The sequence below is a fragment of the Ferrovibrio terrae genome (assembly GCF_943371255.1).
In the GTDB taxonomy this organism is placed as follows: Bacteria; Pseudomonadota; Alphaproteobacteria; order Ferrovibrionales; family Ferrovibrionaceae; genus Ferrovibrio; species Ferrovibrio terrae_B.
This window is the reverse complement of record NZ_CALRUC010000015.1, coordinates 21,617-44,729: the sequence shown is the minus strand read 5'-3', so window position 1 is coordinate 44,729 and position 23,113 is coordinate 21,617. Positions and strand designations below refer to the sequence as shown.

At 63.2% G+C, this 23,113-nt stretch carries 20 protein-coding genes; 12 read left to right on the top strand and 8 right to left on the bottom strand.

Annotation, left to right across the window (positions count from 1 at the left end; all coding sequences use genetic code 11):
• Positions 1-9 precede the first annotated feature (9 nt).
• From AAG799_RS05635 to AAG799_RS05615, 5 genes are all read right to left on the bottom strand, one after another.
• Complete coding sequence (locus tag AAG799_RS05635; RefSeq protein ID WP_341894825.1) at positions 10-1,044, bottom strand: P1 family peptidase; 1,035 nt, start codon at positions 1,042-1,044, stop codon at positions 10-12.
• A gap of 1 nt (position 1,045) precedes the next feature.
• Positions 1,046-3,172 carry an NAD(P)-binding protein gene (locus AAG799_RS05630; RefSeq protein ID WP_341894824.1) on the bottom strand — a complete coding sequence of 709 codons (2,127 nt, stop codon included), beginning with the start codon at positions 3,170-3,172 and terminating at the stop codon, positions 1,046-1,048.
• A 79-nt stretch (positions 3,173-3,251) separates the two neighbouring features.
• Positions 3,252-3,740, bottom strand: a complete 489-nt coding sequence (locus AAG799_RS05625) for a class I SAM-dependent methyltransferase (RefSeq protein ID WP_341894823.1) — start codon at positions 3,738-3,740, stop codon at positions 3,252-3,254.
• Between the two features lie 8 nt (positions 3,741-3,748).
• A complete protein-coding gene (locus AAG799_RS05620; protein ID WP_341894822.1) occupies positions 3,749-4,204 on the bottom strand; it encodes a cyclic nucleotide-binding domain-containing protein in 456 nt (151 codons plus the stop codon).
• A 25-nt stretch (positions 4,205-4,229) separates the two neighbouring features.
• Positions 4,230-6,884 (bottom strand): ABC transporter transmembrane domain-containing protein, encoded by a 2,655-nt coding sequence (locus AAG799_RS05615; RefSeq protein ID WP_341894821.1) that lies wholly within the window; start codon positions 6,882-6,884, stop codon positions 4,230-4,232.
• A 205-nt stretch (positions 6,885-7,089) separates the two neighbouring features.
• Here AAG799_RS05615 and AAG799_RS05610 point away from each other — a divergent pair, with 205 nt between their 5' ends.
• From AAG799_RS05610 to AAG799_RS05560, 11 genes are all read left to right on the top strand, one after another.
• The gene (locus tag AAG799_RS05610) at positions 7,090-8,313 is read left to right on the top strand and encodes a glycosyltransferase (RefSeq protein ID WP_341894820.1); all 1,224 of its coding nucleotides are present in this window, start codon (positions 7,090-7,092) and stop codon (positions 8,311-8,313) included.
• A gap of 20 nt (positions 8,314-8,333) precedes the next feature.
• Positions 8,334-9,572 carry a glycosyltransferase gene (locus AAG799_RS05605; protein WP_341894819.1) on the top strand — a complete coding sequence of 413 codons (1,239 nt, stop codon included), beginning with the start codon at positions 8,334-8,336 and terminating at the stop codon, positions 9,570-9,572.
• A 14-nt stretch (positions 9,573-9,586) separates the two neighbouring features.
• Complete coding sequence (locus tag AAG799_RS05600; RefSeq protein WP_341894818.1) at positions 9,587-10,723, top strand: glycosyltransferase family 4 protein; 1,137 nt, start codon at positions 9,587-9,589, stop codon at positions 10,721-10,723.
• Entirely contained in the window at positions 10,720-11,295 is a 576-nt protein-coding gene (locus tag AAG799_RS05595; RefSeq protein WP_341894817.1) for a histidine phosphatase family protein, read from the top strand. Before AAG799_RS05600 ends, AAG799_RS05595 begins: the two co-directional genes overlap by 4 nt.
• A gap of 2 nt (positions 11,296-11,297) precedes the next feature.
• Positions 11,298-12,452: a glycosyltransferase gene (locus AAG799_RS05590; RefSeq protein WP_341894816.1), complete on the top strand. Its 1,155-nt coding sequence runs from the start codon at positions 11,298-11,300 to the stop codon at positions 12,450-12,452.
• Positions 12,449-13,255, top strand: a complete 807-nt coding sequence (locus tag AAG799_RS05585) for a polysaccharide deacetylase family protein (protein WP_341894815.1) — start codon at positions 12,449-12,451, stop codon at positions 13,253-13,255. Before AAG799_RS05590 ends, AAG799_RS05585 begins: the two co-directional genes overlap by 4 nt.
• Before the next feature lie 83 nt (positions 13,256-13,338).
• Positions 13,339-13,791, top strand: coding sequence for a hypothetical protein (locus tag AAG799_RS05580; protein WP_341894814.1), 453 nt, complete (start codon positions 13,339-13,341; stop codon positions 13,789-13,791).
• Entirely contained in the window at positions 13,788-15,680 is a 1,893-nt protein-coding gene (locus tag AAG799_RS05575; RefSeq protein WP_341894813.1) for an ABC transporter ATP-binding protein, read from the top strand. Before AAG799_RS05580 ends, AAG799_RS05575 begins: the two co-directional genes overlap by 4 nt.
• On the top strand, positions 15,677-17,581 hold the full coding sequence (locus AAG799_RS05570; protein WP_341894812.1) for an ABC transporter substrate-binding protein: 1,905 nt from the start codon (positions 15,677-15,679) through the stop codon (positions 17,579-17,581). Before AAG799_RS05575 ends, AAG799_RS05570 begins: the two co-directional genes overlap by 4 nt.
• A 12-nt stretch (positions 17,582-17,593) precedes the next feature.
• Positions 17,594-18,619 carry an ABC transporter permease gene (locus AAG799_RS05565; protein ID WP_341894811.1) on the top strand — a complete coding sequence of 342 codons (1,026 nt, stop codon included), beginning with the start codon at positions 17,594-17,596 and terminating at the stop codon, positions 18,617-18,619.
• Entirely contained in the window at positions 18,620-19,807 is a 1,188-nt protein-coding gene (locus AAG799_RS05560) for an ABC transporter permease (protein ID WP_341894810.1), read from the top strand. It begins immediately after the preceding gene.
• 8 nt (positions 19,808-19,815) lie between these two features.
• On the opposite strand, the gene AAG799_RS05555 is transcribed toward AAG799_RS05560, so the two are convergent.
• Positions 19,816-20,643, bottom strand: coding sequence for a class I SAM-dependent methyltransferase (locus AAG799_RS05555; protein ID WP_341894809.1), 828 nt, complete (start codon positions 20,641-20,643; stop codon positions 19,816-19,818).
• A gap of 32 nt (positions 20,644-20,675) precedes the next feature.
• The gene (locus AAG799_RS05550) at positions 20,676-21,509 is read right to left on the bottom strand and encodes an MBL fold metallo-hydrolase (protein ID WP_341894808.1); all 834 of its coding nucleotides are present in this window, start codon (positions 21,507-21,509) and stop codon (positions 20,676-20,678) included.
• A gap of 32 nt (positions 21,510-21,541) precedes the next feature.
• Between AAG799_RS05550 and AAG799_RS05545 the strand changes: the two genes are divergently transcribed.
• Entirely contained in the window at positions 21,542-22,387 is an 846-nt protein-coding gene (locus AAG799_RS05545) for an enoyl-CoA hydratase-related protein (protein ID WP_341894807.1), read from the top strand.
• Between the two features lie 32 nt (positions 22,388-22,419).
• Here the strand turns inward: AAG799_RS05545 and AAG799_RS05540 are convergent, their stop codons facing one another.
• Positions 22,420-23,112 carry a response regulator transcription factor gene (locus AAG799_RS05540; RefSeq protein ID WP_341894806.1) on the bottom strand — a complete coding sequence of 231 codons (693 nt, stop codon included), beginning with the start codon at positions 23,110-23,112 and terminating at the stop codon, positions 22,420-22,422.
• Position 23,113 lies beyond the last annotated feature (1 nt).

The following is a 23,113-nucleotide window of genomic DNA, read 5'->3' as shown; positions in this document are numbered from 1 at the left end:
ACGTCCTCCTTACGAATTCCGCGCCGCGGCGACCACATCGCGAGCAGATTGCAATGCTCCCAGCGGATCGGCGGCCCAAACACCGCGCGCTGCCGCACGGGCAACGCAATCGGCGGCGATACTGCCCACCCTGGCGGTGAGCCAGAATGTGTCGGCGGCATCCTGGGTATCCTGCCACGTTGCCGTGGCGAGGGCAAAGAGGGTATCGCCATCGAAAGGCGTGTGAACCGGCCGCACCGCCCGGGCCAGGCCGTCATGCGCCATGGTGGCAATCTGCCGCAAGGCGGATTTGTCGAATGCGGCATTGGTGGCCACGATACCGATGCAGGTATGGCTGCCGGCAGCCGGCCGGCCAAGGCGGGATTCCGCAGCCAGCCCCAGATCGACGCTCTGCGCCTGAAACGGCAGCCCGCCAAACTCCGCATCCTGCTCCCAGGGCGCCGCCCAGAAGCTGCGGTTGCCCGGGGTCAATACGCTGCCGACTGCATTCACGGCCACCATGGCCGCCACGATCAGGCCGTCAGGCTCGACCCAGGAGGCACTGCCCAGCCCGCCCTTGATCTGGCCGGCCATGGCGCCGAAGCCCGCGCCCGTATTGCCGAGCGGGAACGGGCCGGCCGAAGCCGCATCGCAGGCCTGCCGCCCGAGCAGCCGGTATGGCGGCTCCACGCCCCAGTCCTTGTCGCCACCATTGTTCAGGTCGAACAGGATGGCCGCTGGAACGATGGGCACGATATGACCGCGCACTTCGACGCCACGCCGGCGCTCGGCCAGCCAGTGCATGGCGCCCGAGGCGGCATCCAAGCCGAAGGCCGAACCGCCGGACAGGCAGATGGCATCCACCGCCTGCACGGTGGCCTCGGGCCGCAGCAGATCGGTTTCCCGCGTGCCCGATCCGCCGCCGCGCACATCGACGGAACAGGCCGCACGCTGCATCGGCAAGATGACGCTGACACCGGAACGCAGCCTTTCATCAACCGCATGCCCGACCATGAGGCCGGGCACATCGGTGAGCAGGTTCTGCGGCCCCGGTTTGCCGGTCATGCTAAAGACTGGCCATCTTGGGACCCTGGTTGGGCGGATAACCATAGACCTTGTTGAGCGGCACAGCGGCCGGATCGACGGCATGGGCCGCCAGTTTGCCGCCCATGCAGGCGCCTTCGAAGCTGCCGACATTGAGGCCGGTGTAGATCCAGTCGCCGGCGATCACCAGATTGGCAAAGCCGGAGTCCCAGGCCTTCAGGCGATATTTGGTGCTGCCCGGCGGCGAGGTGACATAACGTTCGGTGGGATCGATATTGGGTTTCCAGAACTGCTGCTCCAGACGCGCGACACCGAGCGTGGTGGCGTCATCCTTCAGGCAGACCAGCTGCGAGAAATCGAAGCCGATCATGTCGCCCGGCGGATTGACCGCATTGGTCACCGACTTCGGCAGCAGCGCCCCCATGCAGGCCTGCAGATACTGCTGGGCCTGATATTTCACGCGGGCCTTTTCGCGCACGGGATAATCATGATCGCTGAACGGCGGCTGTGCGCTGTATTGCGGCGCGGCACCGGAGAAATACAGCAGCGACTGCGGCGTATGATCGGCCGGCCAGTCCTCCACCGGGATCAGGTCGGTGAAATCTGCGACACCATCGATTGGATTGACAAAGGTGGCGCCGATCAGGCGGTCATAATTCTTGTATTCGAAGGGCAGGCCCATGTCTTTCAGGGTGCGGTTCATCCAGATCTGCAGGGTCTGGGTCTGCACCGTCTTGATGGCTTCGACCATCGGCGGCCATTGCGGATTGGCCTGCATCAGCTGCGGCGCCAGGATCGGCAATGCGCCGATGGAAATGGCGCAGATCACGGTGTCGAAATCCTCGCCGGCCTTCAGCCGTTTCTCGGCGACAGGCTGCCACGGCGTCCAGTAGGATTCGATGTCGACCTTCGCGGCCTTCATCGCCTCGCCCTGGACCAGCTGATCGAACAGCGGACGATCAGGCCAGACCGGCAGGGCCTTGCCGTTGTATTTCGCCAGCGGCAGATCGATCAGCGGCTCGTAGCCCCTGGCCGGATCCTTCAGCGTGGCCTGGATGTCGAAAACGACCTCGCCGACGCCATTCGGCCCCGTGGTGATTTCGCGCACCTTGTGGAACAGCTCGAATTTCACACCGAGCCGCTTGAGCAGCTGGTACAGCGGCGCCACCACGGTATCCCCGGTGCCGGCCGCGAACAGCCAGCCGAAGGAGCCCAGATAGGCGAATTCGCGCAGCGTCCAGTGCAGATAGGCGCCGGCCGCCATCGCCGGTGGCCGTGTCGTGTCGCCATCAGGATACTGGTAGGACAGGTTCGGTGTATTGAGGCTGAGCGGCGAGGAGATCGTCAGCATCGAGCCGCCGTGGCGGGCGAACCAGTCGGAGAAATTCTCGTTGTCGAGCTGGTCGAAGCCCAGGTTGATCACGTCATCTGCGATGATGCCGCGGATCATGGTCAGGAAGTAATCCAGCGTGATGTAGAGATGGCGCAGGGCGTCGTTCTTCTCGACCAGCGCCTCGACATGTTTCTTGAACCACAGCCAGAAATCATCGATTGCCTTGAGCAGCGGCCCGCCCTCGCCCGTCGCGATCTTGTCGGCCTCGGCGGCGAGCTTGTTGAACAGCCCGCGCGCCAGGGTGAATTCCAGGAAAGTCGACGGCACCGTGCCGGCCGCATGGTCCAGCCGCTTGCCGAGAAACTCGACCAGCGCCTTGATCCAGTGCTGCAGCGTCGGCAGCGATTCCGGTTCCCAGGGCTTCAGGTCGTTGCGCGGCATGGTCAGCGGCCAGTTGACCCAGCGATAGTCGCGGAACTCCCAGCACAAGATGGAATCGACCGGGTAGAAAGCCTGCTCGAAGGTGGCGAGCGGCACATCCTTCGGCCGATCAAGCTGCTTGTAGACCTCGGTCATCATCGACAGCGTGTTGTAGTAGCAACCGAGGAAGCCATGGATGCCATGCTCCTCGATGCGCATGCCGAAATCGGCATTGCGGCCGGTGGCGCATTTGCCGCCCAGGCGCCAGCCGATGCAATACAGGGTTATGTCGTATTTCTCGGCGGCGCCCGGCTGCGATGCCAGATAGAACGCACTGGTGAGCGCGGAAACTCCGCCGCCCAGGATGGCAATCTTCTTTTTCCCCGCATCAGACATCTGGCAGCACCCCCGTTTTATTGCCGCCACCATCATGCAGCGGTTCTATGTCTATTTGATGCCGGTACGCATGGTCTGCTCAAGCCTTGAGATAGACAAAATAGCGGTCTGGCGGAATCGGCACGGGAACCGGCTGCAACAGCAGGTCGGGATGGGTGAGCTTCTGGTCGCTGAGGAGTAGCGCGCCGCGCCCCAAGAGCGGCGGCAACCAGCCGCTCATCTGCACCACCTGGCGGGCATTGGCCTCGGGATCACCCAGCCCGACATCGCTATGCACCAGAATGGCGGCACCGGGGCGCCGGGCGGCAAAAGCCTGCAGGGTGTCGCCGAACTCCCCGAGCACCAGGCGGTCATCGGGCGGAATCGAGCGCGGGTTGGCATTATTGGCGCGGTCAAATGCGTAAATGCGGTCTGCCGTCAGCCCGGCGCGCAGATGGTCATAGGTGCGTCCATTGCCAAGGCCGACCTCCAGCACCAGACCTTCACGCTGCCTCACCCATTCGATCGCCCAGTTGAGCAATTCACGCTGGGCCGACAGACGACTGATAAAACTGTCCAAACGGCTCATGCCTGCGGTCAGCCCTTCACCTTGGCCGAAAGCTCGCGCAGGTCCGCCGTGGTGCGATCCAGTCGCTGTGCCAGCACACGCATGATCTCGATGGCGATCTGCGGGAAGTCACCAATCAGGCGGAAGAACAGGTCCTTCTCGATACGCAGCACCGTGGTTTCCAGGGTGGCCGTAACGGTCGCAGTGCGCGGCACATCGCACAGAATGGCGATCTCGCCGACAAAATCGTTCTGCCGCAGATGCGCCACCTTCAACGGGCCGGTCGGCGTATCGACCACGACATCGGCTTCGCCACCGATAATCACAAAAGCCGCGTCACCGGGATCGCCCTGGTGAAACAGAACATCGCCCGGCTTGTAGGTGAGACGCTGACTGGTGAAGGCCAACAGTTTCAGCTTCGACGGTTCGATCTTGGCGAAGAGCGGAATCCGTCGCAGCAGTTCGACTTCTTCAATCAGACTCATGACCTGCTCTCCATCAATGCGCGGCTCAGGCCGGCGCCAGCATCTGCTTGAACCGGGCACTCTTCTCGCACAGCTCGGAATATGAACCGGTATGCGTGACGCGCCCATTTTCCACGACGACGACAATATCGAAGCTTTCGCAGTCCGTTGCGCGCTGCAGAGACCAGATCAGGCCGGCCTCCTTGCGCAATTCGGTAACCGCCTTCACCACGACTGCATGGCTGCGCGGATCGAGCGCCGCAGTGGCTTCAGACAGCATCACCCAGTCCGGCTGCTTCACCAGGGCGCGCGCAATCGACAGTTTCTGACGCTGTGCCGCCGTCAGACGGGCACCGGCGATGCCAACCTCGAACAGCAGGCCGACCGCGATGATCGGCTCGCGCAGCTTGAGCTGTTCGACGACATCGGCCATGACGCGGCCAATCTTCTCCTGCGCCTGCGCCTGCCCGTAAGCGACGCGCCCGAACAGGATATTGTCGACAATGCTGGACGAGACGGTGAAATGCTCCGGATCGAAGAAGGCGATCGCACCCTGGCGATCTTCCGGCAAGGTATCGGCGAAGATTTTACGGGCCTTCAGGATGGCCTCGCGCTCGGCATCATTGAAATGGCCAAGACGGTGGCGCGCGAATACCAGCTTGAACGGCAAGGACATCAGCCGGGCGCGATCCCCCTCCGGCAGCTGATCCAGCGCGCCAGGCTTGGCACGCTGCAGCAGGTCTTTGTAGTCGGGCAGATCTTCGGACGAGATGAAGCTGAACTGCTGGAAGAATTCATGCTCGGGCGGCAGATCGGCGAACAGTTCGACCATGGTGGCGGCGACTTCATGGCCGATCTCAAGGAAGCGTTGCCGCAGGCCGACTTCATCGAGCACGCGCAGCATATGCGAATCACGCGCCAGGTTGTCTTCGTGATAAATCCCATTGCGCGCGGTACCGAACATCAGGTTTTCCGCCACCGTGGCATTGCTGTTGTAGCGCGCCGGATCCCAGCTTTCGACCAGATCAGCCAACGCGCCATTGGTCAGCTTCTCGCGGAAAGCCCGCCGCGCGGCAAGAACGCGCTCCGCCACGTCGGGCTTGGCGGCCGGATCAACGGTTCCGCGCATACCCAACTGATAGACATCCTCATCGAAGCTGGCGGCTTTCAATGCGGCGATCGCCACTGTCACGAGATTGTCAGGCCCGTCAGCGCCGGCCGCCGCATAATCGGTCCAGTCCGCATCGGGATCATACGACGAGTTGCCTGAGGCTTCGGCTTCGGCGACCTCACGCTCATACCGCGCCTGCACGGCCTCGCTCAGGCTGCGGGTTGTCAGCGGGCGATGCCGCAGGCCCATGAACAGGTTGTCGCCCAGGCTGGTATTGAAGACGTAGCTGGCCGGGCCGACATAGGCGAGCCGGCGCCCGGTGACGGTTTCGGGCAGTTCGGCCAGATTACGTTCATTGATGGCGATCCGGCCGCGGGTCGGATCATGCAGCCGCGCCAGAAGCTGCAGCAGTTCATCCCGCCCGTTATCGCCCACCACGGCCACACGGGATGGCCAGGGCAATGACAGGCTGAGATTCTCCAGGATCGGCTGTCCCTGGTCGTCATGCAGAACCAGGCCGGAAACCGCGACCGGACCGGCCAGCGACACCGGCTGTTCCGGCTCCACATGCTGGTCGTCGGGGCCACGCATGCCGTCCAGCACAAACTGGGTGACAACCTGTTCGTATTTCTGCTTCACGTCCTCGCGCTGCTGATAGTGGTTCAGCAGTTCCTTCCAGGGCGCCGCCATTTCCTTGTGCGCGTTCACCGCTGCCACCACGGTACCGACATCCATCTGGCCGCGGATCGTGAGGTAGCCGCCAATGGCATAGAAGAAGAATGGCCCGAGCTGCTGGATGAAGTTGTTGAGAAACTTCACCATGAACTTGCGCTGATAGATCTCGACGCGAATCCAGTAGCTGATGCTGAGGCGGCCGCTAAATTCCGCCAGCATGCGGTTCGACACATCATGGGTGTGCAGATCGGTCACGCCACTGATGGTCTCGCCAATGCGATCCGACAGCCTGCGCTGGTTCTTGATGCGCTCGCGGCCGAGCGCCCGGACCTTGGCCTGCATTTTCGGCACGAAGTAGAACTGGATCGGGTATAGCGCGACGGCCGCCAAGGCCATCAAAGGATTCTGCAGCAGCAGGAAGCCAAAGATCACCAGCAGCATGCCACCCTGGAAGATCGGCAGGGCAAAGCTTTCGCCGATAAAGCCGCCGACCGGCTCAACCTCGGCGATCACCATCGGAATGATTTCACCCTGGCTGGTACGCCGGAATGTGTGCAGCGGAAACCGCAGGATATGAGCGTAAAGCTCATAGCGCAGCCTGCGCAACATGCGTTCGCCGGCAACGCCCTGGAAGTAATTTATGGCGTATTTGAAGCCCTGCTGAATCAGCACCAGCAGCAGGAAGACACCGCAGAGCAGGAACAGATAGGCCGTGTTATCGAATTGCCACAAACCCCAGCCGAACAGGTCGACCGGGTAACTGATGTCTTTGCCCTGAATACCCTGATTGACGATCGATTTCGGGATGCTCAGGTAATAATAATAGGGAATAAAGGAAACGACCGAGAGCAGCGTGATGATAACCTGCTGCTTCAGACTGTATTTTAGGATGAAGCTGTAGAGATTTTTTTCCACCGGACTTCCCCGCTTTGTCCCGACCTTAACCGAAGGTCGACAGCCCGCCAATTGTCAGACGGGACCGGACTGTGCCCGGTATCACTATTTATCTCAGGGGCTTGTGAGAACCAGGGCTTGGCCTGAGCGGGGGGGCTATGCCATAGTCCGGGCAGACTTTCGACCCCAGAACGCTCCCGATTGCTCCCCGAGGGGGGAAACCAGCATGGTATCGCGCAGTGACGGCACGCGTGTGCTGATATACAGCCACGACACCTTCGGACTCGGCCATTTGCGCCGATGCCGGACGATTGCTCATGCCCTGGTCGAGCGGCACCAGGACATGTCGGTCCTGATCATGTCCGGCTCGCCGATCATCGGCAGTTTCGATTTCCGCAGCCGCGTCGACTTCGTCCGCGTGCCCGGCGTTATCAAGCTGCGGGACGGCCAGTACACCTCGCTGAACCTGCCGATGGATATCGAGGAGACCCTGAGGATTCGGGCCGAAATCATCCAGCATACGGCTCGGGTCTTCGATCCCGACATCTTCATCGTGGACAAGGAACCGCTCGGCCTGCGGGGCGAGGTTCTGGAAACCATGAAGATGCTCAAGGCCAATGGCACCCGTCTGGTGCTCGGCCTGCGCGATGTGATGGACGAGCCCAGCGCGCTTAAGCCGGAATGGGAACGCAAGAACGTCATGCCGGCGCTCAAGAATCTGTTCGACCAGATTTGGGTCTATGGCCTGCCGCAATTCTGCGATCCGCTGGAGGGCATCACCCTGCCCGAAAAGGTCCGCCGCAAGGTGGTCTATACCGGTTACCTGCCGCGCACCTCTAACGAGTCTCCGCCGGAGCACCAGTTGCCCGAAATCACCCAGCGGCCGTTCCTGCTGGTGACGCCGGGCGGCGGCGGCGATGGCGAAGGCCTGATCGACTGGGTGCTGCGAGCCTATGAAAGCACCGAGATGCTGCCCTATCCGGCACTGATCGTGCTGGGCCCCTTCATGCAGAAAGACCGCCGCGCCGATTTCCTGGCCCGGGTAGCCCGCCTACCGCGCGTGGAAGCCATCACCTTCGACGCGCATATGGAGCATCTGGTGCGCAATGCCGTCGGTGTGCTCGCCATGGGCGGCTACAATACCTTCTGCGAAATCCTGTCGCTGGACAAACGTGCCATCATCGTGCCGCGCAAGCGCCCGCGCATGGAGCAGTTCATCCGCGCCAGCCGCGCCCAGGAACTGGGCCTGATCCGCATGCTGGAAGATGACGGCCAGTATGATCCGGCCGTGATGGCAAATGCGCTCCGCAACCTGCCGCGCCAGCCGCTGCCCTCGCAGATCGTGATTCCCGGCCTGCTTGAAGGCCTGGATAACGTCGACCGCCTGGTGCAGCCGTGGCTCCGGCCGCGTGCCGAATTGTCCGGCAACGTGGTCGAATTGCGGGGCTGATCCGCCCGCCGTTTCCGCGTATGTCCGTGTCCGCACCGCCGTCTGTCGCCTTTGTTCTGAAAGGCTATCCACGCCTGTCGGAAACCTTCATCGCCCAGGAGATCGCGGCGCTTGAAGCGCGCGGGCTCGATATCCTGATCGTATCGTTGCGCCACCCCACCGACACGAAGCGCCATGCCCTGCACGATCAGATCAAGGCGCCGCTGCTATACCTGCCGGAATATCTGCATCAGGAACCGTTGCGCGTGCTGCGCAGCTGGTGGCGCGCGCGCCGCCTGCCCGGCTATCGCGCCGCATTCCGGCTCTGGTGGCAGGATTTCAGCCGCGACCGTACCCGCAATCGCCTCCGGCGTTTCGGCCAGGCCATGGTGCTGGCTGCCGAACTGCCGGAACGCTATCGCCATCTGCATGCCCATTTCATCCACACACCGGGCTCGGTGGCGCGCTATGCAGCGCAGATTCTGCAATGCCCGTGGACGGCATCGGCCCATGCGCGGGATATCTGGATCACACCGGACTGGGAGAAGCGCGAGAAACTGGCCGACTGCCAGTGGGCCGTCACCTGCACGGCGCATAACCACACGCATCTGTCGGCGCTGAGCAATCCCGAGCGCGTGTCGCTGGTCTATCATGGCCTGGATTTCAGCCGCTTTCCCGATGCACCGGCCTGGCGACCGCGCCGCGATGGCCGCGACGCCCAGGATCCGGTGCGGCTGCTCTCGGTTGGCCGTGCCGTGGAAAAGAAGGGCTACGACCTGCTGCTGCAGGCGCTGGCCCGGCTGCCGACGGACCTGTACTGGCATTTCACCCATATCGGCGGCGGCCCGTTGCTGAAAACGCTGAAGACGCAGGCGGCGCAGCTCGGTATTGCCGACTGCATCACCTGGCGCGGCGCGGCGGCACAGGATGATGTGATTGCCGCCTATCGCGATGCGGATATCTTTGCACTGGCCAGTCGCCGCGATCGGGACGGCGACATGGATGGCCTGCCCAATGTGCTGATGGAAGCCCAGAGCCAGGCACTGCCCTGCGTCGCCACAACCATTTCCGCGATCCCGGAATTGATCAACGATGGCGAGACCGGCCTGCTGGTGCCGAGCGAGGATATTGGCGAACTGATGGTCGCGCTGAATCACCTGATCGTCGACCCGGCTCTGCGCCATCGGCTGGGCGCTGCCGCCGCAAGCCGGGTCCGACAGACCTTCGGCATGGGCAACGGCATCGCCGAGCTGGCCCGGCGTTTCGGCCTGGCGGCCTGAACCGGAGCGCGGCGATGCGGATCGGCTTCTATGCACCGCTCAAGCCGCCCGATCATCCGGCGCCATCTGGCGATCGTCGCGTCGCCCGGCTCTTCATGGCTGCCCTACGTGGCATGGGCCATGATATCGAGCTGCTCTCCGATCTGCGCAGTTTCAATCGCGACGGCGATACGGCACACGAAGCCGCCACAGCCAATGCCGCCGCCACCACAGTCGACAGCCTGAGCCGCAGCTGGCTGCAGGATATACGCCGCAAACCCGATCTGCTGTTTACCTACCATGTCTATCACAAGGCCGCCGATTACATCGGCCCGGCCCTGAAGCAGCGCTTCGGCCTGCCCTATGTGATTGCCGAGGCCTCGGACTCGCCGCGGCGCCGGGAGGGCGCCTGGGCAAAAGGCTATGCCCAGGCCATGCAGGCGCTGTCAGCCGCCGATGCCCTGCTGGCCATCACGCGATACGACCTGCCGCCGCTGATCGCCTGCGCCGGCACGCGGGTGCAGTATTTCGCTCCTTTCATCGATCCGGCGCCATTCACGGCCGCAGCCACGCGGCGCCAGCAGCATCGCAACGCCTTGGGCGCGCAGTTTGGCTTACCGCCGGATCGTCCATGGCTGCTGGCTGTCGGCATGATGCGCAGCGGCGACAAGCTGGCGTCGTTCCAGCGCCTGGCCGAAACCCTGCCGCTGGTGGCGGAGGCGGACTGGCATGCGGTGCTGGTCGGCGATGGCCCCGAACACCAGGCCGTGCAGACCGCCTTTGCGCCCCTGGGCAACCGGATAACACTGACCGGTCAGCTTGATGCAGACAGCCTTGCGGCATTTTATGCGGCCAGCGATTTGTATGTCTGGCCTGCCGTGAACGAAGCCTATGGCATGGCATTGCTGGAAGCGCAGGCCGCCGGCCTGCCCGTGCTGTCGGTGGATACGCGCGGCGTGCCTGATATCGTGGCACATGGCAAAACCGGCTGGCTGACAGCCGATGACCAGCCGCAAACGCTGGCAACCGCGCTGCGCAACCTGCTCACCGATCCGGCCCTGCGACTGCGCATGGCGGCTGCCGCACCGCTGCGTGTCGCCCGTGACCTGTCGATGAGTGCGGCACAGAAACGGCTGCAAACCCTGTTCACACAACTGGGGCTGCCGGCATGACCCGCCATATCGTGCTGCTGCGCCACGGGCCAACCGACTGGAATGCCGAAAAACGCCTGCAGGGCCGCACCGATACAGCGCTGTCCGAGGCTGGCCGGCAGCAGTTCGGCGGCCGGCGCATTCCGGCCGCCTATCGGGGCTGGACCTGGTATGCCAGCCCACTGCGCCGGACGCAGGAAACCGCTGCTCTGCTGGGATTGCAGGCCACCGCCGAACCGGCCCTGATCGAAATGAACTGGGGCGCGTATGAAGGCAGCACGCTGGAAGAACTTCATGCCAAATATGGCGCTGCCTTTGCCGCCTATGAAGCTCTTGGCCTCGATCTGCAGCCACCCGGCGGCGAAAGCCCGCGCCAAGTCCAGCAACGCCTGCTGCCCTGGCTGCGCAATCTGCCGGGCAATGCCGGCGCCGTCACCCACAAGGGCGTGATCCGCGCGATCCTGGCGCTCGCCTTCGACTGGCCGATGCTGGGCAAGCCGCCCGTCAGGCTCGACTGGCGCTGCCTGCAGGAATTTAGCATAACGGAGGATGGGCGGCCCGTTCTGGCCGCCGCCAATGTTCCGCTGGAGTGACGATGGCCGCGCCGCGCGTCCTGATCTATGTGCAGCACCTGCTCGGCGTCGGGCATCTGCATCGCGTGGCGACAATCGCCCGTGCGATGCGACGCGGCGGCTGCACGACCATGCTGGTTTCGGGTGGCCTGCCCGACCCCACCCTGCATGGCCTGGATGGCATCGATTTCGTCCAACTGCCGCCTGCACGCGCCAAGGATGCCACATTCAAGATTCTGCTGGATGAAACCGACAGCGAAATCACTGACGCCTGGAAAGCGATGCGGAGCAACAAGCTGCAGGCTACGGTGACGGCATTCAGTCCTGATGCCATCCTGACCGAGCTGTTTCCCTTCGGTCGCCGGCAGATGCGGTTCGAGTTGCTGCCCTTACTGGACAAACTGCACCGGCAGCCGCGGCGCCCCCTGATTTTCTGCTCCGTGCGCGATATCCTGGTCGACCGCAGCAAGCCGCAGCATGATCTCGACACCCTGTCATGGCTGCAAACCTATTATGATGGCGTGCTGGTACATGGCGATCCGGCCATCGTGCCATTCGAGCAGACCTTCCCGCTGGCCAGCCAGATTCGCGACAAGCTGTACTACACCGGCTACATCGCCGAACGGCATGCCGTCGCCGCAACCGACGCCGGCGCCGGGGAGGTGCTGGTCTCGGCCGGTGGCGGCGCAGTGGGTATGGCATTGTTTGATGCCGCGCTGGCAGCACGGCCGTTGTCGCTGGCCCATGCCGCACCCTGGCGCCTGCTGGTCAGCCCGCAGGAGGATGCGGGTGCCATTGCCGCACTCCAGCAGCGAGCAGGACCCGATGTGATCATCGAGCCCGTGCGGCCAGATTTTCCGGGCATGCTGCGTCACTGCCTGCTGTCGATCAGCAAGGCCGGCTACAACACCGTGATGGAAACCCTGGGCAGCGGAGCGCGTGCCGTGGTGGTGCCTTTTGCCGGTGGCCGCGAAACCGAGCAGACGCTGCGCGCCGAGCTGCTGGCGCAACGCGGCCTGCTGCAGATCCTGTCGGAGCAGGACACCAATCCCGAAACCCTGGCCCGGGCCATCGACCGGGCGCTGACCGCGCCCAGGCCCGATCCACGCGCCATTCGGCTGGACGGGGCCGAGGATACCGCCCGGCGGGTGCGTGAACTGGTGGAGGCCCGGCCATGACCGCCGCTGCCTGGCAGGGCCTGACCGCCGAACTCGATCTCTGGGCGGCCCAGGGCCGCACGGCTTATTTCTGGTGGCGTGATGACGATGCCGTAGCAGCCTCGCCGGCGCTCGACCGGCTACTGGAACTGCAAGCCACCCGTGAAGCTCCCCTGGCGCTTGCGATCATCCCGGCGCAGCTGCAGGAGAGCCTTGCTGGCCGGCTGGCGGGCCACGATGGAATTGCTGCGCTGCAGCATGGCTATGCCCATCGCAATCACGCCAGTTTGACCGAAAAGAAATGCGAATTTCCCGCCAGCCGCCCCCTGGCTGACCGCCTGTCCGACCTGCAGGCCGGGCAGGCTCTGATGCGGCAGCATTTTGGCCGGCAGTTTCAGCCGATCTTCGTGCCACCCTGGAACCGGCTGGCCGCCGACTGCCTGCCTGAAATGCCCCGTCTGGGCTACACGGCCGCTTCCGGATTCACGCCGCGTAAAACCTACTGGGCTGCGCCCGGCCTGGCCTGGCTCAACACCCATGTGGACCCGATCGACTGGCACGGCACTGATAACTCCGGTGCCGCCATGCGCAGTCTGACCGCTGCCAGCGCGCTTTTGCGCGCCATGCGACTGGGCGAACAGCAACTGCAGCCTGTTGGCCTGCTGACCCACCACCTGCGCCATGACGAGACCATCTGGCACTTCACGGATGTCTTCCTGGCGACGACAACGCGGCATGCCGCAGTGCGGTGGCTCGACCCGGCTGCCGCCCTGCAGATCGGTTCACCGCCGGCTGTTCCACCGGCTGTCACGCCGACGTCATGACGCGGCTGTATTACCCCCTCGCCCGTCTCTGGCCGGACTACCTGCGGGCGGCTGTCGGCCTCGCCATCTGTCTGGGACTAGTGTTGTTCACCGCCCTCCAATCTGTCATTTTTGGACTGCTGGTCGGGTTGAGCCTGTTGCTCGCCTGGCTTGGCGCCGTCACGTTATGGCGTCAGCAGATCGAGATCGAACTCGACGCGTCCGGGGTGGTCCGGCGCAGCCTGTGGTTTGACCGCCCCGGGCTGGGCCGATGGGGATGGGGTGGGGCTTTGGCGTTGCGATGGTCGGGGATCAGGGCCGTCAATCTGCGCTATTATTCCACCCGTCACGACCGCAGCGAGGGCTGGCTGCAGTTAACGATCGAGGCAGATGGGGGAACTTTGCGGGCCGATAGCGATTTGATTGGTTTTCCATCCTTGGTCGAGCAGGCCTTCGCCGCGGCCGAGCGCAATGGCATTGCTGTCAGTGAAGCCTCCCGCCTGAATGCCACGCGCCTGTACAGCGTGAATGAGAGCCACCGGGGATACCAGCCGTGAGCAATCCGGAGCTGAACCGCAACGTGCTTGAGGTCAAGAATCTGCAGGTCCAGTTCGACCTGCCGGAGGGTGTTGTCCGCGCCGTCAACGGTATCAGCTTCAACATTCCCCAGGGCGGCACGGTCGCGCTGGTCGGTGAGTCGGGCTCGGGGAAATCCGTGGTCAGCCAGGCGATCATGGGCATCCTGCCGCGCATGGCCCGCATCGCCGGCGGTGAAATCCTGTTCCACGACCCGCAGCTGCCGGGCCAGACCACCAATATCGCTGAGCTGCCGCGCGGCGGAAGCGCCATGCGGCAACTGCAGGGCGGTCGCATCTCGATCATTTTCCAGGAACCGATGACCTCGCTGAGTCCGCTCCATACCATCGGCGACCAGATCACCGAAGCCCTGCGGCTGCATCGCAAGGCCGGCGAAAGCGAAGCGCGCGAGCTGACGACAGATATGCTGCGGCTGGTCGGCTTCCCCGACCCGCAGCGCGCCTTGCGCACTTACGCCTTTGAGCTGTCGGGCGGTCTGCGCCAGCGCGCCATGATCGCCATGGCACTTGTCTGCCGCCCCGCCCTGCTGGTCGCCGACGAACCGACCACGGCGCTGGATGTGACCATTCAGGCGCAGATTCTCAAACTCCTGAAAGACCTGCAGTCTGAACTCGGCATGGCCGTGCTGATGATCACGCACGATCTTGGCGTGGTGGCCAACATGGCCGATGAGATCGTGGTGATGTATCACGGCCAGGCCATGGAGCGCGGTGGCCTGCAGGATATCTTCGGCAACCCGCAGCATCCCTATCTGAAAGCCCTGCTCAATGCCGTGCCGCGCTTCAACATGAAGCCGGGCGAACGGCTGGTGCCCCTGCGCGAGATCAAGGGCGAAGTCGGCACCCTGCTGCGTAGCGGCAAACCGGCAGATACGGGCAAGCGCGGCGAACCCCTGCTGGAAGTCGAGCATGTCAGCAAAAGCTTCACCTTGCGCAAGGGTGGCCTGTTCCGGCCCGGACCTGCCGCAACTGCGCTGGCCGTGGATGACATCAGCTTCACGGTGCAGCGCGGTGAATGCCTGGGTCTGGTCGGCGAGTCCGGCTGCGGCAAGACAACCGCCAGCAAACTGATCCTGCGGGCGATCAAGCCCGACAGCGGCAACATCCGTTTCAATGGCGCGGATGTGCTGCAGCTGGAAGACCAGGCGCTGTTCAATTACCGCCGCCAGGTACAGTTCATCTTCCAGGATCCGTTTTCCTCGCTCAATCCGCGCATGACGGTGTTCGATATCGTTTCCGAACCGCTGGTCATCCACAAGATCGGTGACGAGGAAGAGCGCTTCCAGCGCGTCAAGGAGCTGATGTCGCTGGTCGGTCTCGATCCGCGCTTCCTGCGCCGCTATCCGCATTCCTTCTCCGGCGGACAGCGCCAGCGTATCGGCATTGCCCGCGCCCTCGCCCTGCAGCCTGAACTGCTGATCTGCGATGAGCCGGTCTCGGCACTCGACGTCTCGATCCAGGCGCAGATCCTGAACCTGCTGAAGGATCTCAAGGCCGAACTCGGCCTGACCTACCTGTTCATCTCGCATAACCTGGCTGTGGTCGACTATATCGCCGACCGTATCGCCGTGATGTGCGCCGGCCGCCTGGTGGAACTGGCGCCGCGCGAACAGCTGTTCAACAATCCGGTGCATCCCTACACCAAGGCGCTGCTGGCCGCCGTGCCCAAGCCAGATCCGAACAGCCGTCTCGACCTGCATCTGCTGATGGAGGGCAAGGCGTCCAGGCCGGCCGACTGGCCACGCCCCTTCACCATCGACAGCACAACACATCCACGCATGGTCGATGTCGGCCAGGGCCATTTCGTTCGCGCTGACGCCAGCGCCGATTTCCGGGATCTTGTAGCATGAAGACGATATCCAGCCTTGGCGCCGGGCTTCTTGCCCTCGCCCTCTCCTACACCGCGGCGCAGGCACAGATGCCGGACCTGCAGGAAACTCCGATGCTGGCTGCGGAAGTCAGCGCCGGCAAAATGCCGCCGATTGCGCAGCGAATCCCCGAACAACCGCTGATCGTTACACTGAAAGCGCCGCAGGAAGCCGGCAAGCCGGGTGGCGACCTGCGCAGCATGATCAGTCGTGCCCGCGAAACCCGTTTGCTGAACGTGATCGGCTATACCCGGCTGATCACCTATAACGAGAAATACGAATACGTTCCGGACCTGCTGGAAAAATTCGAGATTCAGGACGAACGCGTCTTCACCTTCTACCTGCGCAAGGGCCATCGCTGGTCAGACGGCCATCCCTTCACCACCGAAGATTTCCGCTATTACTGGGAAGACGTCGCCAACAACAGGGACCTCAGCCCGGCGGGCCCGATGCAGGATCTGCTGGTTGACGGCGAAAAGCCCAAGGTTGAAATCATCGATGCAACCACGGTGCGCTTCAGCTGGTCCAAGCGGAACCCGGCTTTCCTGCCGCGCATTGCCGGCACCTCGGCCTTCAACCTCTACCGGCCGGCGCACTATCTGAAACAGTTCCATGTCCGCTACGCCGATCCGCAGAAGCTGGCGGCACTCGCCGCCGCCGACAAACGCCCGAACTGGGCTGCCCTGCACGGCAGGCTGGACAATATGGTCGAGGGCGATAACCCCGACCTTCCCGGCCTTGATCCCTGGACGATGACCACCAAGCCGCCGGCAGTGCGCTTCGTTGCCGCCCGCAATCCCTATTTCCACCGCATCGACAGCAATGGCCGTCAGTTGCCCTATCTCGACCGCATCATCTTTACACAAGCGGATGGCAAGCTGATCCCGGCCAAGGCCGGCGCAGGCGAGGCCGATCTGCAGTTCCGCAACATCAACTTCAGCAACTTCACCTTCCTGAAGGAAAACGAGAAGCGCGCCGGCTACAAGACCCTGCTCTGGCGCACCGCAAAAGGTTCGCATATTGCACTATACCCGAACCTGAACAGCAACGACGAAACCTGGCGCAAGCTGATGCGCGATGCGCGCTTCCGCCACGCGCTGTCGCTGGGCATCGACCGGCAGGCCATCAACGAGTCGCTGTTCTTCGGTCTGGCGATCGAATCGAACAACACGGTGATGCCGGACAGTCCGCTGTTCAAACCGGAGTACAAGGACACCAATGCCCAGCTGGATGTCGCCACGGCCAACCGCCTGCTCGACCAGATCGGCCTGACCCGGCGCGACGGCAGCGGCATCCGCCTGCTGCCCGATGGCCGCCCAGCCGAAATCATTGTCGAGACCGCCGGTGAAGATACCGAGCAGACCGATGTGCTGGAGCTGATCGGTGAAAACTGGGCCAAGATCGGCATCAAGCTGTTTGCCAAGCCGAGCCAGCGTGATGTGGTGCGCAACCGCATTTTCTCGGGCGAGGCGATGATGTCCGTCTGGGCCGGCATGGAAAACGGCCTGCCGACGGCCGACATGAAGCCGAACGAACTGGCGCCGACCTCGCAATATGGCCTGCAGTGGCCGAAATGGGGCCAGTGGTTCGAGACCGGGCAGAAATCGGGCGAGCCGATCGATATGCCGCTGGTGCAGGAGTTGTTCGATCTCTATCAGGCCTGGCTGGATACCGGCGATCGCGCCGAGCGGGCCCGTATCTGGCATCGTATGCTGTCTATCCATGCCGAGCAAACCTTCACGATTGGCGTGGTGACCGGCGTGTTCCAGCCGATCGTGGCGAACAAGAAGCTGCACAACATCCCCAAGGAAGGCGTTTTCAACTGGGACCCGGGCGCTTTTGTCGGCCTGTACCGCCCAGAGACCTTCTGGTTTGGCCAGTAAGCGCACAAAAACATGCTGACTTACCTCGCGCGTCGCACACTGCTGATGATCCCGACACTGCTGATCATCAGCCTGTTGATCTTCCTGATCATCAAGCTGCCGCCCGGCGATTACCTGACCAACCAGATCGCCGAGTTGCGCGCGCAGGGCGAGACCAATGCGATGGAGCGTGCGGAGTTCCTGCGTAGCCAGTACGCGCTGGACCGCACGATCTTCGAGCAATATGGGATCTGGATGGGCTTCATTCCCGGCCCGAACGGCTTCTCCGGCCTGCTGCAGGGCGATTGGGGCTGGTCATTCGAATACAACCGTCCGGTCGGCGAATTGATCGGCGACCGCCTGCTGATGACGGCGGTGATCAACTTCTTCACCATCCTGTTCATCTACATCGTTGCCTTCCCGATCGGTATCTATTCGGCGACCCGCCAGTATTCCTGGGGCGACTACGGTTTCACGCTGTTCGGCTATATCGGCCTGGCAACGCCGAATTTCCTGCTGGCGCTGGTGATGCTGTATTACGCCAATGTCTGGTTCGGGGTCAGCATCGGCGGCCTGGTCGACCCGGAACTGATCGACGCGCCCTGGAGCTGGGAAAAAATACAGTCGCTGATCATCCACATGATTGTGCCGGTCGTCGTGATCGGTACGTCGGGCACCGCATCGATGATCCGTCGCCTGCGCGCCAACCTGCTGGACGAGCTGCAGAAGCAATATGTGACCACGGCACGCGCCAAGGGGCTGCCGCCGCTGCGGCTGCTGATCAAATATCCGATCCGCATGGCGCTCAATCCCTTCATCGCCGATATCGGCAATCTGCTGCCCTCGGTGGTTTCCGGCTCGGTGATCGTGTCGGTGGTGATGAGCCTGCCGACGGCGGGCCCGATGCTGCTGGGCGCGTTGCAGTCGCTGGACCAGTATCTGGCCGGCTCATTCCTGATGTTCCTCGCTCTGCTGACCGTGGTCGGCATGCTGATCTCCGACATTCTGCTGGCACTGCTGGATCCACGTATCCGCCTGACCGGCGGCCAGGCCAAATAGATGCGCGACGATCAACCGATAAAGCCGGCCAAAACCGGCTCTGAAGCCGAGCATTGGGTCAACCCTGCTCCGTTCGATCCCTATTCGATCGAAGCCCTGACACCCGGGCAGGAACAGTATTATCGCGCCTCGCAGTGGCGGATGATGTGGTGGAAATTCCGGCGCCACCGCCTCGGGCTGTGGAGCGGCATCATCCTGCTGCTGATCTACGCCTCCACGCTGTTTTCGGAATTCATCGCGCCCTACAATCTGCAGACCCGCAATCCACGCGGCATCTATGCCCCGCCGCATGAGATTCACCTGTTCCACGACGGCCAGTTCGTCGGCCCGTTTGTCTATGGCCTGCGCTTCCGCATGAACACGGAAACTCTGAAACGCGAATACGCGCCCGACCTGAGCAAGGTGCAGAAGCTGCGCTTCTTCTGTCAGGGCGACGAATATGAATACATGAACCTGATTCCGATGCGCTTCCATCTGGTCTGCCCGGCCGAAGGCGGCGACTTCTATCTGCTCGGAACCGACCGCCTCGGGCGCGACATCTTCTCGCGCATTGTTTTCGGCACCCGTATCTCGCTGACGGTCGGACTGATCGGCATTGCCATCAGCTTTATCATCGGCATCGTGCTGGGCGGCATATCGGGCTATTACGGCGGCTGGATCGACAGCCTGATCCAGCGCATGATCGAACTGATCCGCAGCCTGCCGGAACTGCCGCTATGGATGGCGCTCTCGGCCGCCCTGCCGGTCACCTGGTCGCCGATCCTGGTCTATTTCGGCATCACCATCATTCTCGGCCTGCTCGACTGGCCCGGCCTTGCCCGCGCCGTGCGCTCCAAACTGCTGGCGCTGCGCGAGGAGGATTTTGCCACCGCCGCGCAGCTGATGGGCGCCTCGCCCAGCCGCATCATCGGCCGGCATCTGCTGCCCAGCTTCATGAGCCATCTGATCGCTTCGGCCACGCTGTCGATCCCGTCCATGATCCTGGGCGAAACCGCGCTGTCCTTCCTGGGACTGGGCCTGCGCCCGCCGATCACATCCTGGGGCGTGCTGCTGAACGAGGCGCAGAATATCAACGTGGTGGCGCTGTATCCCTGGCTGATGGCACCGGCGATCCCGGTGATCGTGGTGGTGCTGGCCTTCAACTTCTTCGGCGACGGCCTGCGTGACGCGGCCGATCCCTATCGCTAGGGCGAGCGTCAGCTCGGTTTCACCAGCCACAGGCTGGCCGGTTTTGCTTCGGCCACATGCGGCAGGCGGCCGATGATGCTGGTGCTGACTGCACGCGCCAGTCGCGTCAGCGCATAGTGGCTGGAAAATAATGGCGTAAAACCGCCCGCCAGCAACGGCCCGATCGCCTGCTGCTCGTTATACCCGCGCCAGGCCCAATCCTGCGGGTAGTCATCCGGCAGGAAGATGTCGTGGATATGCACCAGCACACCATGCGGCAGGGCTGGTAATACGCGATTGAACAGCCAGTCCACATCGGTGCCCGGCATCAGGATATGGCTGGAATCGATGAACAGGATATCGCCCGGCTGCAGTGCCTTGAAGATCGCCGGATCGGCGGTCTGCACGATGGCCGGGTGGAAGGTTACCGGCAGGCCGGTGAGGGCTGCGCGCGGCTGCGGATCGATCGCGGTGATCTCGGTCGGCAGGCCCGCATCTTTCGCGGCACGGGCCAGAAAACGGGTGGAATGCCCCGAACCGATCTCGACAATGCGCCGCGGCCCGTATTGCCGCACCAGCGTATAGGCCACCACGGCATCCAGGGTGGGAAACCAGCTCTGCTCGAATTTCGGCGCAGGCGCGACGCCCTGCTCCCCGGCAATGGCCTGCAGTGCCTCGGCATAGTCGTCGGCACCGCGCAGCAGATCGAGGAAAACCGGCTCGGCCGCGGCAAACCGCTCCGCCAGCGACGCGTAGACCGGCTGTGTGGCGTCGACACTGTCGGCATAACGGTAGGGAATGAAAAAGCCCTGCCGGCGCAGGCCAAAGACCGGACCCAGCAGCGTCTGCAGCCCCATGCGGAGCCGCCGCCAGTGTTTGATCCCGGACATTACGGCCGCAGGACCAGGCCCTCACGGGCCACGACAGAGCCCGGGCGCGCTTTCTCGACGTCGGACGCAACCTTGTCCATGAAGGCGTCATCGTGCTCGGGGTCGTGATGGAAGACTACAAAAGTCTTCACTCCGGCGGCATCGCACAGTTGCGCGCCGGCCTGCCAGGTGGAATGGCCCCAGCCCTTGCGGCAGACATATTCCTCATCGGTGTACATCGAGTCGTAGATCACGATATCGGCGCCATCGATCAGCTTGAGGATATTCTCGTCATGGCCTTCCGCCGGGTGCTCGGTATCAGTCAGGTAGCAGATCGACTTGCCCTGGAATTCGACGCGGTAACCGGTGGCGAGATCGGGGTGACTCAGCGGTCCGGTGCGCACGGTGACCCCCGGATGCGGATGCAGCACGGCACCCTGCTCGAAATCATGGAAGCTCAGATTGGCCTGGAAAATTTCCAGCGGCACCGGGAATAGCGGCGAGCACATCATCTGCTTCAGCACGCCCTTGATGCCGCCGTTATCGGTAACATGGCCGGCATGGATGCGCAGTGTATTGCGCGGATCGAAGGCCGGGCAGAAATGCGGCAGGCCGCAGACATGGTCGTAATGGGTATGGGTGAAGAACACGTCCGCATCGATCGGCTGCTTCTGATCGCTCAAAGCGATGCCGAGCGCCCGCACGCCGGTGCCGGTATCGAAGATCAGCAGATGCGAGCCACAGCGCACCTCGATTGCCGAAGTGTTGCCGCCATAGCGCATCACTTCCGGCGAGCCGACGGCTATGCTGCCGCGCACGCCCCAGAAGCGGACGTAAAAATCTTCAACCCCCACCGTGGCCTCCTTTTTCCCGTCAGCGTCGAGGGATGGAGTGCCTTCTGTGCCGACTGAGCCTTGCCGGCTGGCTAGGTCTGTGCGGAAATCTGTCATGGAGAAGATTAAGGGCGGACCGAGGGATGTCTCAAGTATTTCTTGCCGAAATCCAAGGTTCTTTGGCGACCATCACATTTTGCCGGCCGGAAAAGCACAATGCCCTTGAAATCGCTGACCTTGAGGCCCTGGACGCGGCCCTGATCGGGCTGGCCGGGCGGTCCGATATCCGCACACTTCTGCTCTGTGCCCAGGGCAAAAGCTTCTGCGCCGGGGTCGATTTCGGTGCCGTCAGTGGCCATGACTGGCGCGACAACCCCCTGGAGCGTGTTTCCGACCGGCTGGAAAACCTGCCCTTCCCGACGCTGTGCGTGCTGCAGGGCGGCGTATATGGCGGTGGCACCGATCTGGCGCTGGCCTGCGATTTCCGGATCGGCGCACGCGGCATCCGCTGCTTCATCCCGCCAGCCAAGCTTGGCATTCAGTACCACCCGCATGGTCTGAAACGCGCCGTCACCCGGCTGGGCCTGGGCCCGGCCAAGCGGCTGTTCCTCGCCACCGAAACCTTCGACGATGCCGAGATGCTGCGTACCGGCTTTCTTGATTGGCTGGTGGAACCGGATGCCCTATCCGAACGGGCCCAGGCCCTGGCCGCCACGTTCTCGGCACTGGCACCGCAGGCCGTGCGTGGCATGAAGCAAAGCCTGAACGAAGTCGCCGCCGGCCTGTTTGACGAACGGGCTGCCCGCGACCGCGCCGCCGGCAGCTTCCGCACCGCCGACTTCCAGGAAGGCCGGGCGGCCATGGCGGAGAAGCGCCCGCCAAAATTCAGCGGCCAGTAGTCACCGTATGGATATCAGCTGTATTGCCGCAATCAGGGTTGCAGGCGGTAGCCACCCGGGTCGGTGATCAGCAGCCTGGCGGTGCTGGGATCACGTTCGATCTTCTGGCGCAGGCGATAAATATGCGTCTCCAGCGTATGGGTGGAAACTCCGGCATTGTAGCCCCAGACTTCCGCCAGCAGGGTTTCGCGCTGCACCGGCTTGGTGCCAGCCCGCAGCAGGTATTTCAGGATCGCGGTTTCCTTTTCGGTCAGCCGCACCTTCTTGCCGGCCTTCTCGTTATCCAGCAGCAGCTTGCCGGCCGGGCGGAAACTGTAGGGCCCGATGGTGAAGACGGCGTCCTCGCTCTGCTCGAACTGGCGCAGCTGGGCGCGGATGCGCGCCATCAGAACACCGAGCTTGAACGGCTTGGTGACATAGTCGTTGGCACCGGCCTCCAGGCCCATGATGGTATCGGCCTCGCCATCGGCAGCGGTCAGCATGATGACGGGCGCCCGCAGGCCCTGGTTCCGCAATTCGCGGCACAGGTCGCGGCCATCCATGTCGGGCAGGCCGACATCCAGCAGAACCACGTCGAAATGCTCGGTCGGCGCCGCCTGCAGCGCTGCCGCCGCATCATTGACGCATAGCGTGGAAAACTCGCGGGTGGTTTCCAGCTGTTCCGCCAGCAGACCCTGCAGGGTCTTGTCGTCGTCAACCAGAAGAACGCGCTTCAATCCGCTCATC

Coding starts and splice junctions, on each gene's coding strand:
- AAG799_RS05585 (WP_341894815.1), top strand. CDS start 12,449: ATGACCGCCGCTGCCTGGCAGGGCCTGACCGCCGAACTCGATCTCTGG.
- AAG799_RS05630 (WP_341894824.1), bottom strand. CDS start 3,172: ATGTCTGATGCGGGGAAAAAGAAGATTGCCATCCTGGGCGGCGGAGTT.
- AAG799_RS05555 (WP_341894809.1), bottom strand. CDS start 20,643: ATGGGGCTGCAGACGCTGCTGGGTCCGGTCTTTGGCCTGCGCCGGCAG.
- AAG799_RS05610 (WP_341894820.1), top strand. CDS start 7,090: ATGGTATCGCGCAGTGACGGCACGCGTGTGCTGATATACAGCCACGAC.
- AAG799_RS05540 (WP_341894806.1), bottom strand. CDS start 23,112: ATGAGCGGATTGAAGCGCGTTCTTCTGGTTGACGACGACAAGACCCTG.
- AAG799_RS05595 (WP_341894817.1), top strand. CDS start 10,720: ATGACCCGCCATATCGTGCTGCTGCGCCACGGGCCAACCGACTGGAAT.
- AAG799_RS05620 (WP_341894822.1), bottom strand. CDS start 4,204: ATGAGTCTGATTGAAGAAGTCGAACTGCTGCGACGGATTCCGCTCTTC.
- AAG799_RS05600 (WP_341894818.1), top strand. CDS start 9,587: ATGCGGATCGGCTTCTATGCACCGCTCAAGCCGCCCGATCATCCGGCG.
- AAG799_RS05590 (WP_341894816.1), top strand. CDS start 11,298: ATGGCCGCGCCGCGCGTCCTGATCTATGTGCAGCACCTGCTCGGCGTC.
- AAG799_RS05625 (WP_341894823.1), bottom strand. CDS start 3,740: ATGAGCCGTTTGGACAGTTTTATCAGTCGTCTGTCGGCCCAGCGTGAA.
- AAG799_RS05605 (WP_341894819.1), top strand. CDS start 8,334: ATGTCCGTGTCCGCACCGCCGTCTGTCGCCTTTGTTCTGAAAGGCTAT.
- AAG799_RS05570 (WP_341894812.1), top strand. CDS start 15,677: ATGAAGACGATATCCAGCCTTGGCGCCGGGCTTCTTGCCCTCGCCCTC.
- AAG799_RS05565 (WP_341894811.1), top strand. CDS start 17,594: ATGCTGACTTACCTCGCGCGTCGCACACTGCTGATGATCCCGACACTG.
- AAG799_RS05560 (WP_341894810.1), top strand. CDS start 18,620: ATGCGCGACGATCAACCGATAAAGCCGGCCAAAACCGGCTCTGAAGCC.
- AAG799_RS05635 (WP_341894825.1), bottom strand. CDS start 1,044: ATGACCGGCAAACCGGGGCCGCAGAACCTGCTCACCGATGTGCCCGGC.
- AAG799_RS05545 (WP_341894807.1), top strand. CDS start 21,542: ATGGAGTGCCTTCTGTGCCGACTGAGCCTTGCCGGCTGGCTAGGTCTG.